13 protein-coding genes and 1 pseudogene are annotated in these 15,254 nt (G+C 45.7%); 3 read left to right on the top strand and 11 right to left on the bottom strand.

Annotated elements, in window-relative coordinates:
- Positions 1-57: 57 nt before the first annotated feature.
- The 3 genes from LCM00_RS20390 to LCM00_RS20380 are packed head-to-tail and all read right to left on the bottom strand — an operon-like array spanning position 58 to position 1,765.
- Complete coding sequence (locus LCM00_RS20390; RefSeq protein WP_224905469.1) at positions 58-816, bottom strand: hypothetical protein; 759 nt, start codon at positions 814-816, stop codon at positions 58-60.
- A gap of 31 nt (positions 817-847) precedes the next feature.
- Entirely contained in the window at positions 848-1,330 is a 483-nt protein-coding gene (locus LCM00_RS20385) for a hypothetical protein (RefSeq protein ID WP_224905467.1), read from the bottom strand.
- Positions 1,331-1,345: 15 nt separating this feature from the next.
- Positions 1,346-1,765 (bottom strand): hypothetical protein, encoded by a 420-nt coding sequence (locus tag LCM00_RS20380; protein ID WP_224905465.1) that lies wholly within the window; start codon positions 1,763-1,765, stop codon positions 1,346-1,348.
- A gap of 160 nt (positions 1,766-1,925) precedes the next feature.
- Between LCM00_RS20380 and LCM00_RS20375 the strand changes: the two genes are divergently transcribed.
- From LCM00_RS20375 to LCM00_RS20365, 3 genes are all read left to right on the top strand, one after another.
- Positions 1,926-2,432 (top strand): TlpA family protein disulfide reductase, encoded by a 507-nt coding sequence (locus LCM00_RS20375; protein ID WP_224905463.1) that lies wholly within the window; start codon positions 1,926-1,928, stop codon positions 2,430-2,432.
- 30 nt (positions 2,433-2,462) lie between these two features.
- Positions 2,463-2,777, top strand: a complete 315-nt coding sequence (locus LCM00_RS20370) for a hypothetical protein (RefSeq protein WP_224905461.1) — start codon at positions 2,463-2,465, stop codon at positions 2,775-2,777.
- A 108-nt stretch (positions 2,778-2,885) separates the two neighbouring features.
- Positions 2,886-3,140 (top strand): hypothetical protein, encoded by a 255-nt coding sequence (locus LCM00_RS20365; RefSeq protein WP_224905459.1) that lies wholly within the window; start codon positions 2,886-2,888, stop codon positions 3,138-3,140.
- Between the two features lie 65 nt (positions 3,141-3,205).
- Here the strand turns inward: LCM00_RS20365 and LCM00_RS20360 are convergent, their stop codons facing one another.
- From LCM00_RS20360 to ligA, 8 genes and pseudogenes are all read right to left on the bottom strand, one after another.
- Positions 3,206-4,114, bottom strand: coding sequence for a hypothetical protein (locus LCM00_RS20360; protein WP_224905457.1), 909 nt, complete (start codon positions 4,112-4,114; stop codon positions 3,206-3,208).
- Positions 4,115-4,833: 719 nt separating this feature from the next.
- Positions 4,834-6,342 carry a sodium/proline symporter PutP gene (putP, locus tag LCM00_RS20355; protein ID WP_224905455.1) on the bottom strand — a complete coding sequence of 503 codons (1,509 nt, stop codon included), beginning with the start codon at positions 6,340-6,342 and terminating at the stop codon, positions 4,834-4,836.
- 363 nt (positions 6,343-6,705) lie between these two features.
- Positions 6,706-8,168 (bottom strand): annotated as a pseudogene (gene putP / locus LCM00_RS20350) (sodium/proline symporter PutP).
- Between the two features lie 333 nt (positions 8,169-8,501).
- The gene (gene pruA / locus LCM00_RS20345; RefSeq protein WP_224905453.1) at positions 8,502-10,049 is read right to left on the bottom strand and encodes an L-glutamate gamma-semialdehyde dehydrogenase; all 1,548 of its coding nucleotides are present in this window, start codon (positions 10,047-10,049) and stop codon (positions 8,502-8,504) included.
- A 115-nt stretch (positions 10,050-10,164) separates the two neighbouring features.
- Positions 10,165-11,118: a nuclease-related domain-containing protein gene (locus LCM00_RS20340; RefSeq protein WP_224905451.1), complete on the bottom strand. Its 954-nt coding sequence runs from the start codon at positions 11,116-11,118 to the stop codon at positions 10,165-10,167.
- A 328-nt stretch (positions 11,119-11,446) separates the two neighbouring features.
- Positions 11,447-11,635, bottom strand: coding sequence for a hypothetical protein (locus LCM00_RS20335; protein ID WP_224905449.1), 189 nt, complete (start codon positions 11,633-11,635; stop codon positions 11,447-11,449).
- Positions 11,636-12,055: 420 nt separating this feature from the next.
- Positions 12,056-13,228 (bottom strand): CamS family sex pheromone protein, encoded by a 1,173-nt coding sequence (locus LCM00_RS20330; RefSeq protein ID WP_224905448.1) that lies wholly within the window; start codon positions 13,226-13,228, stop codon positions 12,056-12,058.
- Between the two features lie 14 nt (positions 13,229-13,242).
- A complete protein-coding gene (gene ligA, locus LCM00_RS20325; RefSeq protein ID WP_224905573.1) occupies positions 13,243-15,249 on the bottom strand; it encodes an NAD-dependent DNA ligase LigA in 2,007 nt (668 codons plus the stop codon).
- Positions 15,250-15,254: the final 5 nt, after the last annotated feature.

The raw sequence follows: 15,254 nt of genomic DNA, 5'->3' as shown, positions 1-15,254 counted from the left end.
CCGTTTATCATATTCAATTTCGGGCACTATTCCTGTGTAAATTGGCATAGAATCGTTCTATCTGCGAAATTTGATTAATTCACCTATGAACTGCAGAAAACGGAGTGTTTGAACCGAATGGATTTCTCCAATGGGAATTTCCTGCATGCGATTGAACAGCTTTAACTGCAGGACAGACTTATCAGCTCCTTCAATTCTTCCAAAAAAGGACTTGCCGGGAGTAACGACACGGACCATTGTCTTTTTCCATGACTGCAGATTGGTGTGCAGGGTTTCTTCATAAAACTGCTGAACGAGTGCAACTCTTTTATGAACAGTACTGCCGAAATTCCGGAGCAGTTTACTCCTTAAATCATTGTCATAAATAAAATGCTGATGGGTGTTCGAGTAATTGGGGACATCGTAAGGAATGGTTGCAGACTGGATCACATTATAAGGAATCCATATCCTCTTTCTTAAATCTGTCACCATGACAAAATCTCTTCCAATTGTACTCACTTTTGCTTCAACCTTTGCCAGAGATGGATTGAAATACAAAATCTCTACAGGCTGATTGCGTTTTGATTTTAAAAATTCTTTCAATATAAGAAATTTCTTGCGTTCCTTGGCTCCCTCTGAAATGGCAAGGAGATTTTTATGGTCCTTGTATTTCATGAACACCCGCAGTTCTTCACTGCTCATTGCAGAATGGGGCGAAGTCAGCCCTGTGCCTGACTTTTCCTGAAAATGATTCAGCGGGTCTTCTTTTTTTTCTTCTTTCTCCCTCTGTTCCAGCAGCAGCTTAGTATACTCATCCAATCTGCTTTTCCTGCTCAATTGCTCATCCCCTTTCTCTATAGCTGTCAGCTTAAACTCTCAAAGAATAGCAAATCAAAAACATAGATAGAATGACGATAAAAGATCCAAAGCTGCTGAAGACTGCCATGCTGAACGCAATACCATTTCCGGCTGAAGGCAAATTGCATAAAGCCGGGTCTTTAATGACAGCGCCCATCATAGCACCTGCCATCCCCCCTGCCGTTCCGCCCATAAAGCCTGACAGGACAGCATGCAGCCTTCCCATCATGCCAAATAGGATCCCGATGGCTCCTCCCAGGAGCATGCTTGCCATGGTGATAAGAACATTATCGGAGAAAAAAAGTGAACCGGTCATGCTTAAGAAGATGGATAAAACAGAGGAAGCACTCATAGCTACTGTCATGGCGTATCTGTCGTTAAAAAGCTTCCGGGACTTATATAAAACAAAAAAGCTGATAAACCCGGCAGACAGGTTTAATAAAAACGTTAACGCCAGAAGAAAATCCATACCGGCAGCTCCTTTCCATTTCATTCACAGATCTCAGGGTCAGGCTCTTCTGGAAGCTGATATGACAAATATGGAAGATACAGCGAGCAGCAGTTCCATAAAACAAATAAACAGCCAATCGTTATCTATTATCGATCCAATCATGGGAGCCATCAAACCAATCATCAGCCCATTTGCATACCCGGTAAGAAGCGTTTGATAATCAAATAATGCCCCATAAGCCCCACCTGCTGCCATGCCTGCAACTGTACTGATAATCGTGACCATAGTAAAAGAGAATGGAAATTGAGAGATGAGGAGCACGCCTGTACAAAGTGCCGTCACTCCGCCCATTAAGATGGAGATATTCATACCCAGCTGGAAACCGATCAGCTTCCTGGCCTTGTAGAGTTCCCTATACAATAAAATGTTGGCTGTAAGATTTAAATATAGAAGCAATCCTATATAGGTGCTTGCCACTTACTCCCCCTCCATTTACATATTTCTCCTATAATATGCAATAAAAGGGTTTTGGAATGGACAACAGTCTATCACAGTATAGGTAAATCGCACTGGCTGTTCTTTTGGGGCTGAATAAGATGAAGGAAGCATATCTTTAGGAAGGAAAGGAGGCGTTCTATTGGCAAAGAGGATTTCTTTGGTCCTTCTGGTGTCCTTGTTTGCCTGGACCCTATTTGCCGGCTTTAAAGGAGATCAGGATGAATATGCTGAAAAGGGTCATACGGCTCCACAATTTCAATTAGCATCCATTCACGGTAAATCAATGAAACTAACTGACTATGATGGAAAATTGATTGTGCTGAATTTTTGGGCAACCTGGTGCGGCCCCTGCAACACGGAAATGCCTGCACTGAATCAGTTTTCCCAGCAATCAGAAGACATCACGGTTATAGGCATCAACATGACTGACAACGAGTCCTCCAAGACGGCCGTTATGCAGTTTGTAAAGGAATATGAAATAAGCTTCCCGATCCTCCTTGACCATTCTGGCAGTGTGTTTGAAAAGTACCGCATTCTTTCCTTGCCCAGCACCTATTTTATAAATGAGGACGGGGTGATTGTGGAGTATCATATAGGGCCTCTAACTGAACGGTATCTCCAAGAGACCACCCGAAAATTTCAATAAGCAAAAGCAAAATTATAAGGAGAGAATGTCATGGGAGGAAATTGTTGTAAACAGGGCTGCTATACGAAAATTATAGATCCTTCAGCGGACTCTTTTGAAATTCTGGCAGCCCTTCAGCAGATCGCACTAAAAAATTGTATAAAGAAAAAAGGACTGAAGAAGAAGAAACCTATAAAGGATAAGCCATCAGAGGACAAGAAAGCAGCCGAGTGTAACGATGATAAGGAGAATAGCAGGGAACCCTGCCAGTGTCATACCTTCCGTATCATACCACTGGACGCTATTAGGTCCATTAAAATAGTGGCCTCTCCAGATGAGGTTTCCGATGAATCGTCCGAATGGTAAAAAACCCATTTTACTCTAGCAGGGTATTTGTCCAAACATTAACTGCCATTCCGAATACTATATACTATCTCCTCAAGGAGAAATATTTTAGAAAAGAGAGTGAAGAGAATGGAAAGATATGAAAGCAATGTTGAGGGATTGCTAAGAAAGTTGCCTCCAAATTATCCAGTAGGCTCTGTGTTTGTAAACGGTGCTAAAGCATATGTGGATAGATTCAGCAACTATTGCGACGGTTTGGCTTACTTTATCAAAGATTGCCATGTGTGTGTTTTTGATGCGGATAGAATTAACGGAATTTGCTTTGCACATCCTTATGCCCCTGCAGGCGATGCAGCGGATCTAGAAGAGGAAGAAGAAGCATAAGTTTTGTCAGAATAAAATGGGGAAGCTATGTGTTTCCCCATTTTTCTCTGTTATTGGATAAGAAATCATTTATCTTCCGGAAATACAATTCCGTTAATATCTTTAAATGGAATAGAAACTAATCCGTCCTTGCTGATGAAGTTTGCCAGCCTCTCCGCTGTGTTAAGTCCTTCAAATCTGATTACCTTTATTGCGGCTCTATCTGTGTATACATAATCAACAGGATAGTCGGGGGGAAGCATAAACAGCCATTCTATTAACTGCACCTGATGCAATGGCAGTCCTTCAGCAGCCAATTGCCATAAATCCGCCGAATCACCTTCACTTTTTTCAGGAAGCCGGCTTGCTGATCCCCCCTCTGCTTCCCTTTGAGAACCAGGGTACTCTTCCATTTTCTCCGTCTCTGTTTCTTTCATATTTTCTGTGTCAGGAAGAATTTCTTCAGTAGTATGGAAGGCTGCTGAATCAGCGGCATCCTGCTCTATGAGTAAATCAAAATCATCTTCTACGGGTGAATCATAATCCCCTGCCTCTTCGTGTGGAATTTTCTCAGAAGTGCTGTTCGATTCTATCAGCTCACCATCCTCAAAATTAAATTCTGCAGATTCTGTGCCGGGCTGTTCCCAGTCAGAAATAAAGCTATCAGCTTGACCTTGATCAGATTCATCCACTTTCTCGTCAAAGGCGTGATTCACGTCATCGGGCTCCATGTCATCTGCTGCAGCGCTTTCTTCAGAGCTCTCGTCAAGATTGCTATAGAATTCAATTGTTTCATTAGAATCAGCGGATAAGTTCCCTGATTCAATATCTGCTGATTCATCAGGGACTTCTGCCTTAGATAGATCCTCTATGCTGTTTACATTTGAATCGGAGGGGTTATCTTCCATAGAGACTAGAGTATAATAATCCGGCGGCTGAATCAGCGGAATTTTTTCAGCATCCGAAGAACGGCCCTCAGGCCTGGCCTGTTCCATTTTTTTAAACATTCTTTCTTGATGCCAATACGGCCGAATATCCTGCGGCTCAGAAGGATTGGTTTTACCCTCAAGGCTTCCAGCCATTCTTCCGGGATCTGGACTATTATACTTTCCTGAAGCACTGTGCCAATATACTGGCTGTCTATGTTGAGATGTTTCTTTGTATTTCTGCGATGACAGGCAGCCGGTGTAATATTCCTGGCAAATAAGCAGCTGAGAAAGCTGGCTGTAAGCAATCTGCAGATTGCATATCTGGCTCCTCAAGCATCCGTTCTCTTCCTCGTAAAAATTTATTTTCTCCTCCAGCTCACATATCTTTTCTTCCAGAAATCCTGTGCAATATGTTTGCTGGTTATCCGGCAATTGTCCATCGCAGGTTTTATATATTCTCGGTGAAACAAGGCCATTTATAAAGATGAATTTTCCCAGCAAAGGAACTCTCTCCCTTATTACGTTCTACGTTATCGTATGGATATGGGCTTGGAAAGATTAAAACGAAAACGCAATTAATTCATTTTCCCTTCCTCCCGCTGGTATGCACCCGGCTCAGATCCGATTAAAAAGGCTTACTTCCTCCATAAAAAATGGCCTTTCCCACATTCGGGAAAGGCCGCATAGCGTTTTTTTTACACTTTATAAAAATCCACGGGAATATTTCTTACATTATGTGTTCCATTTGATTATGACGTTCCAGCTTTTAAACCGGTTTTCCATAATCAGTTTTTTTCGTGATCCCTTTCGACTGCTTCTTCATATTCTTCCTCAATGACCTTACTTGGCTGATTGCCGATAAGGCTGAAGATGACAATCGCTATTAGAGCAAGGAAAAAGCCGGGAACAATTTCATACAGCTCAAACGGAATAATTTCTTTGTCCGTCAGCTGCTTCCAGACGACCACTGTGATGGCGCCGGTAAGCATACCTGCAAGCGCTCCGTTGCGGGTCATCCTCTTCCAATACAGTGACAAAAGAACAACCGGACCGAATGCGGCACCGAATCCGCCCCATGCATAGCTGACCAGGTCAAGAATTGAAGCCCCGCCGTTTTTCGGATTGCCTGTATAGGCGAGAAGAATCGCAATCAATGCAATGACGATAACACCGATGCGCCCGACCCAGACAAGCTCTTTATCGCCCGCATTTTTACGGATGATGCCTTTATAAAAATCCTCCGCCAATGCACTCGATGATACAAGCAGCTGGGAATCAATCGTACTCATGATTGCTGACAGGATTGCAGCCAGCAGGATGCCTGATACCCATGGATTAAACAGGATATCGGCAAAGAAAATAAACACCTTTTCGCTATTATCCACATCACCCTGAATCAGCGGGTTATCCGCGAATGACGGGATCCCTACAAGGCCGACCAAAATGGCGCCGATAATAGAAATAGTCATCCAGGACATCCCATAAAAACGGGCTTTAGGAATTTCCTTTGTGGACCTGATCGCCATGAATCGGGTAATGATATGCGGCTGGCCGAAATAGCCGAGCCCCCAAGCCATAAGAGAAACAATTCCCAGACCTGACATCGTATCAATCGGATCCAGATATGACGGATCGATGGACCTGACTGTATCTATCGTTTCTCCCCATCCGCCAAGCTTTGTGAAAGCTACAATAGGAACGATTACAAGCGCCAGGAACATTAGAAGACCCTGGAAAAAGTCTGTCCAGCTCACAGCCAGGAAGCCGCCAAGGAAGGTATAGGAAATGATGACTATCGCCCCAATCAGCAGGGCCGTATTATACGTCATCCCAAAAGTCTCCTGGAAAAGCAGGGCTCCCCCTACAAGACCGGATGAAGCATAAAAAGTGAAAAATATTAAAATAACGAGAGCGGATATAACACGGAGAAGCCGTGATCCATCCTTAAAGCGGTTTTCGAAAAAATCGGGGACTGTGATGGAGTCATTCGCAACCTCCGTATAGGCGCGCAGCCTGGAAGCAACAAATTTCCAGTTTAGATAAGCACCAATAATCAAGCCGATACACATCCAAATAGAATCAAGTCCTGTTGCATAAGCAAGGCCCGGGAGTCCAAGCAGCAGCCAGGAGCTCATATCAGAAGCGCCGGCACTAAGAGCTGTCACTCCAGGCCCTAGGCTTCTCCCTCCGAGTACATAGTCAGACAGATTGCTTGTCAGTTTATATGAAATAAGTCCAATTGCAAGCATTCCAATTAAATACACAATAAAAGTAATTAACGTAGCAGTTTCCATTGTTTTAAAGCATTCTCCTTTCCTTAACCAATTGAGTTTTTAAATACGAGCATCATTTTCTATGCAGTTTTTCTGCAACCTTATGCAGGCATCATCATTCGAAAAAACACTGAAAGAAAACAATCCTCACTCCCGCCGTTTAACAGCCGTTAATAAGCGTAACACAGATGAATAATCAGAACAGGGAAAATATTCAGTTTTCTAAAATACCATTTATATTTATTCAGTAAATTTGCATATATAATTAAGAAAACGGTTATACACGAGTATCTATTCATCTAAATTTATAAAATTAAGTCAGGGTTTTCTCCGAAATATAAAAAAGCAGGCCATAATAGCCTGCTTTTCGATAGATAGATTTTTTCAATTAAAAGAGGATTCCTTTGCCTTTTCAAACTCTTCCTCGATTTCCTTATCCGGTGAAGAAGATGCCAGGCTGAAAATAATAATAGCCGCTGTACATACGAGAAAACCTGGCACAATTTCGTACAGATCAAAGATGCCTCCCTTTAATTTTTCCCAAATGACAACAGTGGCCGCTCCGGAGATAAGCCCCGCGAGCGCACCATTCCTTGTCATTCGCTTCCAGAAAAGCGACAGGATGATCACTGGACCGAATGCCGCGCCAAATCCGCCCCACGCATAGCTGACAAGATCAAGGACAGAGCTTTCCGGGTTCATGGCAAGGATGATGGCAATCAGGGCAATCACGATGACCGAGATCCTGCCTACCCATACAAGCTCCTTTTCCCCGGCTCCCTTCCTGAAGACGGCTTTATAAAAATCCTCGGCCACTGCACTTGAGGACACAAGCAGCTGGGAGTCGATCGTACTCATAATGGCCGAAAGGATGGCAGCAAGTAGAATGCCGGAGATCCATGGATTGAACAGCAGAGAGCTAAAGTCCATAAAGACGGTTTCTGAATCCTTTAACGGTGCATCCGCAAAATAAGCAATGCCTGCAAAACCGGTAAAAATGGCACCAAACAGCCCCGCAATCATCCATACCATCCCAATCAGCCTTGCCATCGGCACATCCCTGGTTGACCTCAATGCCATAAAACGGGTGATGATATGCGGCTGCCCAAAGTAACCAAGACCCCAGGCCATGGAAGATATGATCCCGATTGCCGTTGTGCCGGCAAAAACATCAAGGCCGTCCGGCTTGATGCTTCCCACCTTATCAACAGCCTCGCTCCAGCCGCCGACTTCACTGATGGCCGCAATCGGTACAATCAACAGGGCAATGAACATCAGGATCCCCTGTACAAAGTCAGTCCAGCTTACCGCGAGAAAGCCGCCAAGGAAGGTATAGGAAATGATGACGATGGCACCGATCACAAGGCAGCTTCATACTGAAGCCCAAAGGAATTTTCAAACAGCTTGCCTCCTGCCACCATTCCTGATGAAGCATAAAAGGTAAAAAATAATAAAATAACAAATGCAGAAATCACCCTCAGCACTTTCGAATCGTCCCTGAAGCGGTTCTCAAGATAATCAGGAATCGTAATGGAGTTCCGGGAAACCTCTGTATAGGCCCTCAGCCTCCGTGCGACAAACTGCCAGTTCAGATAAGCGCCTGCAGAAAGGCCGATGCAGATCCAGACAGCAGAGAATCCGGAAACATAGGCGGCACCCGGCAGTCCCAGAAGAAGCCAGCCGCTCATGTCAGAGGCTCCGGCGCTTAACGCTGCCACCCCTGGCCCCAGGCTCCTCCCGCCTAATACATAATCAGACAGATTGCTGGTCATCCGGTAAAAAAACAGGCCAATCGCCAGCATCCCGGCCAGATAGACAATAAAAGTAACCAATGTAGCCGTAGACATCATCTTTCCATTCTCCTCTCCGTAAAATATGTGATGATAGAAAGCAAAATCAATGCCGGCATTGGCACAAACAGCCAGAAAATCGTCATTCCGCTCAAGCCCATCTCCCCCCACCTCCATTTTTTTTAGTAAAAGCTTCTTAATCAAACGTTTGATTAAATCCTGTTCCCCCCTCCTAACAAGCGGCTTTAAGAGGGTAAAACTAATAAGATTATACACAATTAATTTAATAGTATAAATATTAAGATAAAAATATGACTATTCTACTAGAATCGATGCAGCACAAAAAGCCCGCATCCCATAATGGGAAGCGGGCCGTCCGGCAGTCCGGATTTAGTACATTTCAGAAGTAGTCTTCGCCTGCATATGCAGAAGGATATAGTCAGGGCCTCCAGCTTTTGAATCTGTACCTGACATGTTGAATCCGCCGAATGGCTGGTATCCAACGATCGCTCCTGTACAGCCGCGGTTGAAATACAGATTTCCGACATGGAAATCTTCGCGCGCTTTCTGGATGTTTTCGCGGTTCGTTGTGATGACCGCACCTGTTAATCCGTATTCTGTATTATTGGCAATTTCCAATGCATGGTCAAAGTCTTTAGCCTTTGTGAAGCCGACAACCGGCCCAAAGATTTCTTCCTGCATCAAACGTGCATCAGGAGCAAGGTCAGCGAACACAGTCGGTTTGATGAAGTAGCCTTTAGAGCTGTCCCCTTCTCCGCCTGTCATCAGCTTGCCTTCTTCTTTGCCGATTTCAACATAGCTCATAATCTTATCAAATGCATTCTGGTCGATAACAGGACCCATGAAATTGCTCTTGTCTTCCGGGTTGCCCTGTGTCAGATCATTTGTCAGCTCAACCACACGGTTAAGCACCTGATCGTATACATCCTCTACCACCACTGCACGTGAGCAGGCAGAGCATTTCTGTCCGGAGAAACCGAATGCAGAAGCAACGATTGACTGTGCCGCAAGCTCAAGGTCAGCCTCTTTATCAACGACAATTGTATCTTTTCCGCCCATTTCCGCGATTACGCGCTTGAGCCAGATCTGGCCTTCATTCAATTTAGAAGCACGCTCATTGATGCGCAGACCAACATCACGTGATCCTGTAAATGAAATGAAGCGTGTGTCCTTATGGTCAACAAGATAGTCGCCCACTTCTGCGCCGCTACCAGGTACAAAGTTAAGGACGCCCTTCGGCAGGCCTGCCTGCTCCATGACTTCAACGAATTTCGCCGCTACTACAGGAGTAGTTGAAGCCGGCTTAAGCAGTACTGTGTTTCCGGCAACAATGGCAGCTACAGTCGTACCAGCCATGATCGCAAGCGGGAAGTTCCAAGGAGAAATAACGATGCCAACGCCCAATGGAATATAATCATAGCGGTTATATTCATTCGGACGGCTGTTCACTGGCATGCCGTCTTTCACTTTCAGTGCCTGGCGCGCATAATACTCAAGGAAGTCAATCGCTTCCGCAGTATCTGCATCAGCCTCATTCCAAGGCTTGCCCGCTTCCTTTGTCAGCAAAGCAGAGAACTCATGCTTGCGGCGGCGGATAATCGCAGCTGCCTTGAAAAGCACGTCAGCACGCGTCTCAGGCTTAACCTTCCTCCACGTCTTGAAAGCTTCGACAGCCGCCTGCATTGCCTGCTCGGCATGCTCCTGCGTCGCCTTTGATACACGGCCGATCACTTCTTCTTTATTAGAAGGATTATAGGAAACTATTTTATCTTCAGTCGAAACGCGCTCTCCGCCAATCAGCAGATCATAATCCTGGCCAAGATAGCCCTCAACAGTCTTTAAGCCCTGCAAATAGCCATCGCGCTCTTCTTCAATAGAAAAATTAGTAAAAGGTTCATGCTTGTAAGGTTGTACCATTTATAACGCCTCCTATGTACTAAAACGTTTACATCCAGGTTCCATTTTAACATGTCTTTCTATTTATCTCCAACATTCTGAGAAATGTTTATTTTTCCAAAAGTTTTGCAGGTTATTATTTTAATATATAGATCCTTCCCTTTGTTTTTCCATCAGACTGTGCATGATGAAGCAGGCGCCCTGCAAGCTGAAGTGACGATATATCCAAAAAAAATCTGGCCTCTCTGTTTGTGATTGTCCCACCTATCAATAAGCGATAATCTTCAAGAGCAGGCAGGTGGCAATCTGCTGCCTTGAAGTGGCATTGCGGACACAACCATGTCCCATGTGTCCTTCCCATCGGAAAGGCATGGCAGGATGGGCAGATTACACCTCTGATGAGCTCATCTTTCCGGATATCATATTGATCAAGGATATCGGCATTTAAAGGGGTATCTTTCTTTTGAATCAGGCGGCCGAGCTTTCTCCACTGTTTATCATCCAGGCAGCTCTTTCTATAGGTTAATTCAAGCTTCTTTATTTTAGCTGGAAGCGCTTCGCTATGAAGGATTATTCTGGAGATCGATTCATTCCTGGGGCTTGTTTTTAATAATGTGTATGGGCTGCTTATGGCTATGAGGGATTCAATCGGGATGGAGGGATAGCTATGAGTACTAAGCCAATTGGCCATGAGGGATTTGTGGCGCTGAATTTGGATAAGCTGATCAGGAAATGCCTCCTCCTTTTCGTTTTGCGTCCGGACCAGCTGCTGGAAAACAGGATCGAAATACAAAGTGCCAGCCATATTCTTTACTTCAATAGAGAGAACGAATTCTTTGGATAAGAGGACGAAATCCATTTGAAAAAAATGCTCCTGTTCCTGCAGACGGATATTGTGGAATATTAAATACTGATCTTTAGGAAGAAAACTGAGCTGGTACTCCACCGCAAGCTCCCCCCTGTAACCGGCAAGCCCCTTCGCCATTTTTTCCTGGATAACCTGGTATTTGGGGTGGTTCTGCGGCAATCTTCGATGAAGGGCCTGCAGCTTTTGCAATGTTAAAGGCATTTCTAACTTTTTTATGATCATAGAAAGCTCCTTTCTTATTTTCTAGTATTTATATACTTGGTTTGGGTGTGGAAATCCTGTTTTTATGGGGAAATTTTGTTTGGACTTTTGGAGAGGGGGCGGGTGGCCAGAAGGTGGAGCATCTTATGAGTCATTCCGGGCAGTGATTGGGCAGCTGGTGGGCGGAGTTTGTATAATTGGGGCTTGCTTTGTGAATTACATGAGGTTTTTTAGCTATAATTGCACATTTTCAGGTGAGTCTCACATAAAAGGGCTTTCGTGGACCTGCCAAGCTTTCTCTTTTAGCTTAAAAGCTTGTTTTGAAAAGAGGTCGGGGGGAGCTTTTTCATCATTCTGCGGCTTTTTCTACCGGCTTGCAGCTTTTTTCTACCGATTCGCGCAATAATTTCACTAATTCAGCTCGTTTTTTAATTAATTCACACTTTTTTCTACCAACTCCCTTTGAACAGCTCTCTTTGCGGGCTGAATCCTCTAGAATATGGCACAGCGTCCCATGAAAGGCGCTCGAATAGTTCATTTTGAAGAGAGATCGGAGGCTTTTTCATCATTCTGCGGCTTTTTCTACCGACTGGCACCTTTTTTCTACCGATTCACACAATAATTTAACCAATCTAGCCTTTTTTCTACCATTTTACGCTTTTTTCTACCAACTCCCTCCCGACGGGCATCTCAGCGGGCTGAATCCTCTAAAAAAGGCACAACTCTCCACAAAAGCCTCTCAGATACCCCATTTCGAAGAGCGAACTGAAGGCATTTTCATCATTCTGCAGCTTTTTCTACCGACTGAAGCCTTTTTTCTACCGATTCGCGCAATAATTTAACCAATCTAGCCTTTTTTCTACCATTTCACGCTTTTTTCTACCAACCCCCAACCCCACGCACACCTCCCGCACCCGCCACAAAAAAACAAGCAGCCCCAAAGCGGCTGCCTGCTCTTCTATTGCTGATAAATATGCACAAATGGTTCCTGGTCCCCGGATTTCCGGACGATGAGTGCTTCCGGGCCGTTGACGGAGGTGACGCTGACCTGGACGGATATATAGTCAGGGAAATGCTTCATGACGAGTCCGGTCACATATTGGGTAAAGCCGATGCCTTCTGCTTTCCCGTAGAATTGGATCGGGATTTCGATGTTCAGCTGCTGAAGCTGATCCTGGGCATAGAAGGCTTTTCCGATGACCCCGTTGAAGTTCGGGAAGTATTTTTCGACGTCCTGCTTGAAGTTAAGGAATGAGGTGACGTCTTCCCTGTGATCTTCGGTGGCTCCAGGGGATGGGAATAGGACGTATTCTTCATCTACATTTTCCCAGCCGCCAAGCTTGCTGCTTCCTTTGTCCGCCTGGGCATAGGCGAAGAAGGTGCCAGGCACGACTGATTTATTGCTTTCCTGCTCGAAAAGGGCGATGGTGATCGGTACATTTTTAAGCTCGTCCATGCTGCGGAGTCTGCTTAATACCTGATCGGCAATCTGCTTTCCTTCTTTTTCAAGAGTGGCATGGTCAATTTTTTTCTCAAAAACATCTCCATACTCCACTGTTCTGTAGTAGTGAACAGAGTTCATTGCGAGACCGATGACGACTCCTCCGAGATAGGCTTTGCCATCTTCATTTTTCAGGAGGTAGTTATGCTCAAGGATATGGGCCAGGTAAATCGGGTTTCTTTCTTCCCTCGATTTGATATCGCCTTTCTCGTCATCCACCGGATTCAGGCCAAGATTGTCTTCTTCCTCGAGGTTCTTTTCCTTCAGCTGTGCGGCCGTATACTTGCGGCTCAGCCATTTGCTGACCATATCTCTTTTCAGATACTGGCCTTCCTGGAAAAAGAACTTATCAGGATCGAATGAATTTTGGGCCACCCTCATGAGGCCGGTCTCAAATTCATTCAGGTCATATCTGGTATTGATATTATTGACGACCAATCCGCGTGCTTCCCCGGGCTTAAAAGGCAGGATCGTACGATAGTACTGATCCGAGATCTTATAGTTTGGAATAATCGCATTTTCCTTTGAGTCATCCTGCTCCTGCACCACTTCCTCCTGCTTCTGGAAGTTGGGGGCGCAGCCTGTCAGCAAAAGGGCAAGGGACAAGGCGATTATTGATGTTCTTCTCACTGCTTTTACACCTCTTAATTATTTAATTCTTCAACCAGCTGCTCCTCATTCCAAATATCTATCCCCAGGTCCCGGGCTTTCGCAAGCTTGGAGCCGGCATCCTCGCCTGCAATCAGGAGATCCGTTTTCTTGCTGACGCTTCCGGACACATTTCCGCCCAGTGCTTCGATCTTTTCTTTTGCTTCATTTCGGCTCAATATGGAAAGCTTGCCTGTCAACACGATTGTCTTTCCTGCAAAGAATGAGTCGGAGTCCTCTGCCGCAACCGGCTTCGGCCCTTTGTACTCCATGTTGACGCCCGATTCTGTTAATTCGCGGATAAGCTCCTTCGCTTCTTCCTGCTCAAAGAATGCGACAATCGCTCCAGCCATTTTACCGCCGATTTCATTGATCGCCGTCAAATCTTCTTCAGAGGCACCCATCAGGTTATCAATGGTGCCAAAATGCTGGGCAAGTGTTTTTGCTGCCTTTGCGCCGACATGCCTGATTCCTAATCCAAACAGCAGTTTTTCAAGGGAGTTCTGCTTGGATGCCTCTATGGCCTCCAGCAGATTATTGACCGACTTTTCGCCCATGCGCTCCATTCCGATCAAAGCTTCATGCGTGAGCTTGTAAAGGTCAGCTACATCCTTGATCAGCTCTTTTGCAAACAGCTGGCTGACCACTTTTTCGCCAAGTCCGTCAATATTCATCGCATTCCTGGAGACAAAATGGATCAGTCCCTCACGGATCTGGGCGGGACACTTCGGATTGATGCAGCGCAGGGCCACTTCACCCTCAAGGCGGACCAGCTCGCTTCCGCACTCCGGACAGTGTGTCGGCATCACGAACTCACGCTCCTCACCTGTCCTCTGCTCGGCCAGCACATTGACAACCTCGGGGATGATATCTCCGGCTTTCTTGACAACGACCTTGTCGCCGATCTTGATGTCTTTTTCGCGGATCAGGTCTTCATTATGAAGCGATGCACGCTGGACAGTCGTCCCGGCAACGCGGACCGGCTCAAGCAGGGCTGTAGGCGTGACAACGCCGGTGCGGCCGACGCTCAGTTCTATATCCCTTAAAGTGGTGACCACTTCTTCAGCAGGGAACTTATAGGCAATCGCCCAGCGCGGGCTTTTCGCTGTTGCTCCCAGTTCTTCTTGAAGAGCAAGCGAATCGACCTTGATGACGATTCCATCTATGTCATAATCCAGGTTAGGGCGCTTCTCGGTCCAGCTGCTGACATATTCGATGACTTCTTCTATATTGGCACATCGTCTGCGCTCTTTGTTCGTCTTGAATCCGAGTGTTTCCAGATAATCCAGTCCGGCACTGTGTGATTCTACACCTGTATCGCCGGTGTTTGATATCCCGTATAAAAAGATATCAAGATTACGGGAAGCAGCAATGCGGGGATCGAGCTGCCGCAGGGAACCTGCAGCCGCATTGCGCGGATTTGCAAACGGCTCCTCGCCCCGCTCTTCTTTCCCTTTATTCAATGCTTCAAAGGATCGGCCCGGCATGAATGCCTCCCCGCGCACCTCAATGGATACAGGCTCTGAAAGGCGGAGGGGAATGGAGCGGATTGTCCGCAGGTTTACTGTGATATCCTCCCCGATTGTCCCGTCTCCCCTTGTTGCACCCTGGATGAACAGGCCATCCTCATATTTCAGGGCGACGGCCAGGCCATCAATTTTCAGCTCGCACACATAAGAAAGATTTTCTCCTGCAGTCTGCCGCACCCGGCGGTCAAAGCTGCGCAGATCTTCTTCGTTGAAGGCATTGCCAAGGCTCAGCATAGGTGTTTGGTGTTCGACCTTTTCGAACATATCGAGTATTTCGCCGCCGACCCGCTGGGTAGGGGAATCAGCAGTTTTCAGCTGCGGATGCTCATTTTCAAGCTCCATCAGCTCTTTCAGGAGCCGGTCATACTCAGAATCCGGCACTGACGGCTTATCAAGGACATAATATTCATAGCCATATTGATTCAGCAGATTATGCAGTTCTTTTACTTTTGCTTCGGCATTGTGAAGGTCCATCTTAT

It is taken from the genome of Bacillus infantis (genome assembly GCF_020171945.1).
GTDB classification, from domain to species: Bacteria; Bacillota; Bacilli; order Bacillales; family Cytobacillaceae; genus Bacillus_AB; species Bacillus_AB infantis_A.
The sequence above is the reverse complement of the archived record's forward strand: the minus strand, read 5'-3'. Positions and strand labels throughout refer to the sequence as shown.

Excerpts from the sequence above, each read along its gene's own strand:
- pruA (WP_224905453.1), bottom strand. The coding sequence starts at position 10,049 with ATGGTACAACCTTACAAGCATGAACCTTTTACTAATTTTTCTATTGAA.
- LCM00_RS20370 (WP_224905461.1), top strand. The coding sequence starts at position 2,463 with ATGGGAGGAAATTGTTGTAAACAGGGCTGCTATACGAAAATTATAGAT.
- LCM00_RS20365 (WP_224905459.1), top strand. The coding sequence starts at position 2,886 with ATGGAAAGATATGAAAGCAATGTTGAGGGATTGCTAAGAAAGTTGCCT.
- putP (WP_224905455.1), bottom strand. The coding sequence starts at position 6,342 with ATGGAAACTGCTACGTTAATTACTTTTATTGTGTATTTAATTGGAATG.
- LCM00_RS20340 (WP_224905451.1), bottom strand. The coding sequence starts at position 11,118 with ATGATCATAAAAAAGTTAGAAATGCCTTTAACATTGCAAAAGCTGCAG.
- LCM00_RS20360 (WP_224905457.1), bottom strand. The coding sequence starts at position 4,114 with ATGGAACAGGCCAGGCCTGAGGGCCGTTCTTCGGATGCTGAAAAAATT.
- LCM00_RS20385 (WP_224905467.1), bottom strand. The coding sequence starts at position 1,330 with ATGAAATGGAAAGGAGCTGCCGGTATGGATTTTCTTCTGGCGTTAACG.
- LCM00_RS20335 (WP_224905449.1), bottom strand. The coding sequence starts at position 11,635 with ATGAACTATTCGAGCGCCTTTCATGGGACGCTGTGCCATATTCTAGAG.
- ligA (WP_224905573.1), bottom strand. The coding sequence starts at position 15,249 with ATGGACCTTCACAATGCCGAAGCAAAAGTAAAAGAACTGCATAATCTG.